The following is a 2,571-nucleotide window of genomic DNA, read 5'->3' as shown; positions in this document are numbered from 1 at the left end:
GTACGATTTTTTCCGAATTCTGCGGGCTCCCCGTTTTGGCTTCGGACGGGAACAGATAGGCCTGTGCCATCCATCCAGCCGCCAATATGACGATCAGGGCGATGACAAGGTTGCGTGCGGTCCTGGATGATTTCTTCATCGTGCTTTCATGTCCTTGGATGAGACGCGCCCGACGTTGAAAGGCAATTGAGCCGTCGGGCATCCCAGACATAGCAACCCCTTTGTCAGAACGGGGTGAGGGGGATGAAAATGATCTGTAAGGAATGTGTAAAGTCTGGCATCCACGCCTTTCGTTAGGCGGTTTAAGCGCTAGAATGTCATCATGAACAGGAATTAACCCGCATTTGAAAGACCCGTTGCCCGTGACCAGAATTCTGCTTGTTGATGATGATGTCGAACTCGGCGCGATGCTGGGCGAATATCTTGAAGGCGAGGGGTTCGAAATAGCCAATGCCTATAACGGCGAGGATGGCCTGCGCATGGCGCTTGGTGGCGGGTTTTCCGTTGTGTTGCTTGATATCATGATGCCGGGCATAGGCGGAATTGAAGTACTGCGCGAATTGCGCACCAAAAGCCGGGTGCCGGTGATCATGCTGACCGCCAAGGGCGACGATGTCGACCGGGTTGTGGGGTTGGAACTTGGTGCGGATGATTACATCCCCAAGCCATACTATCCACGCGAACTGGTGGCTCGCATTCGTGCCGTCCTGCGCCGCGTCGAACCGATTGCCGAGGTGCGCCGCGATGCCAGTGGCTCTAATATGGACGATGAAGTCGTTCTGGGAAAATTGCGACTGAATACTGCGCGCCGGGTGGCACAATTTGATGGTCGCGACTTGGACCTGACGGTATCGGAATTCAATCTTCTGGAAGTTCTGATGCGTGCGCGGGAACGTGCCTTATCGAAGAACGAGCTTTCAATGAAGGTATTGGGACGCACACGCGAGGTTTATGATCGTTCGATTGATGTGCATATGAGCAACCTTCGACAGAAATTGCAATCCGTCAGCAATGATGCCGGTTTGATTGAGACCGTGCGCGGTTTTGGCTATCGCCTGAGGCAGGACATATGAGAGCCCGGTTATTCTGGAAAATCCTGATCGGTTTTGCGTTGACCTTTATGGCAATCTGGCAGGGGGTGTGGCTTTTATTCACACTGTATGGCGATCCGCCCAAGCCCTATCATGTCGGATATCTTCAGGAAATCGCACGCGGTTATGTCGAAACCGCGGCCCGCATCGTCGAGGCAGAAGGCATTGGTGCACTAGAAAAAGCGATTGCCCATTGGCCCGAAGATGAACGCATACGTCTTAGCATCGAGCCTGATGCAAATCGCACCGCAAGGCCGGTGCCTGATTTTATTCCCGAAGAACGGTTCGAGGAAATCCGCGAAAACGGATTTCTGTCGCGTGATGCGGTCAGCCCGGTCGGATTGCTGGTACATCTGAAATTTGATGTGTCCGATATCGTTGCCTCTATCCCGGAACGGAGGCGGTTCAATGTTCCGACACCGTTGGTGATTGCGGGTGTTCTGGGAGGACTGGTGTTTAGCGGTGTTTTGGCCTGGTACCTGACACGCCCGATCCGGCAGCTTCAGGAGGGGTTCGAACGACTTTCGAATGGTGATCTGACATGGCGGCTGGGCGAAAAGATTGGACGCAGGCGTGACGAGATTGCTGATCTGGCGCATGACTTCGATGTGATGGCCGTGCGGTTGCAACAGTTGATCGAGGCCCGCGACCGCCTGCTGAACGACGTATCGCACGAACTTCGGTCCCCGCTGGCGCGGATGCAATTGGCCGTCGGACTGGCGCGCCAGAAACCGGAACGGATCGACGGATCACTTGACCGGATTGAAAAGGAAACCATTCGGCTGGATGAATTGGTAGGTGAACTTCTGACCCTGTCACGGGCCGAAAGCGGTGCCAGCCAGAACCAGACATGGCTTGATATCGATCATCTGCTGGGCCGGGTTGTTAGCGATGCCCGGTTTGAGGCCGAGGCAACCGGGATCAAGGTCCAGACCAATCTTGCCATCAAACGCAACTGGCATGGTGAAGTGCCGGTGGTGGCGGGCAATGCTGAACTTTTGCGGCGGGCCTTTGAAAATATAGTGCGCAATGCCTTGCGCCATTCACGCGAAGGCCAGCTGGTGCGGATTTCTTCCGAAGCAGACGCCGATCGCAATGTGTTCTGCATCACCATATCCGATCAGGGGCCGGGTATTCCGGCTGAGCAGCTTGAAAATATGTTTGAACCATTCATTCGCGGACCGGGAATAAACGGAGCCGGTTTCGGCTTGGGGCTTTCGATTGCGCGGCGTGCAATCAAGGCACATGGCGGGGAAATTTCCATTCGCAATCGTGATAGCGGCGGGCTGGATGTTTCGATTACTCTGCCATTTTCCAATTTTGTAGACCCTAACGTGTTTGGCTCTGCAATTTGAAGGCTGTCTTATGTTGGTTGGGTATCATACGGAGGAAAAGGGCTTGGCAGTAAATAAGTTAGGCTCTAATGGTGATTGGCGTAGATGAGTATACTTCGGTGCGCGCCCCCGCAACCACTTCTGTT

General features: G+C 54.2%; 3 protein-coding genes. 2 read left to right on the top strand and 1 reads right to left on the bottom strand.

Features of this window, described 5'->3' with window-relative positions; all coding sequences use genetic code 11:
* The coding region (locus THS27_RS27275; RefSeq protein ID WP_210403031.1) for a hypothetical protein at positions 1-211 on the bottom strand (211 nt) is incomplete at its 3' end.
* Between the two features lie 151 nt (positions 212-362).
* On the opposite strand from THS27_RS27275, the gene THS27_RS26055 reads away from it, so the two are divergent.
* Positions 363-1,073 (top strand): response regulator transcription factor, encoded by a 711-nt coding sequence (locus THS27_RS26055; RefSeq protein ID WP_246833113.1) that lies wholly within the window; start codon positions 363-365, stop codon positions 1,071-1,073.
* Entirely contained in the window at positions 1,070-2,446 is a 1,377-nt protein-coding gene (locus tag THS27_RS26050; protein WP_085595909.1) for an ATP-binding protein, read from the top strand. Before THS27_RS26055 ends, THS27_RS26050 begins: the two co-directional genes overlap by 4 nt.
* Positions 2,447-2,571 lie beyond the last annotated feature (125 nt).

It is taken from the genome of Thalassospira sp. MCCC 1A01428 (assembly GCF_002115825.1).
Lineage (GTDB): Bacteria > Pseudomonadota > Alphaproteobacteria > Rhodospirillales > Thalassospiraceae > Thalassospira.
The sequence above is the reverse complement of the archived record's forward strand: the minus strand, read 5'-3'. Positions and strand labels throughout refer to the sequence as shown.

Coding starts and splice junctions, on each gene's coding strand:
- THS27_RS26050 (WP_085595909.1), top strand. CDS start 1,070: ATGAGAGCCCGGTTATTCTGGAAAATCCTGATCGGTTTTGCGTTGACC.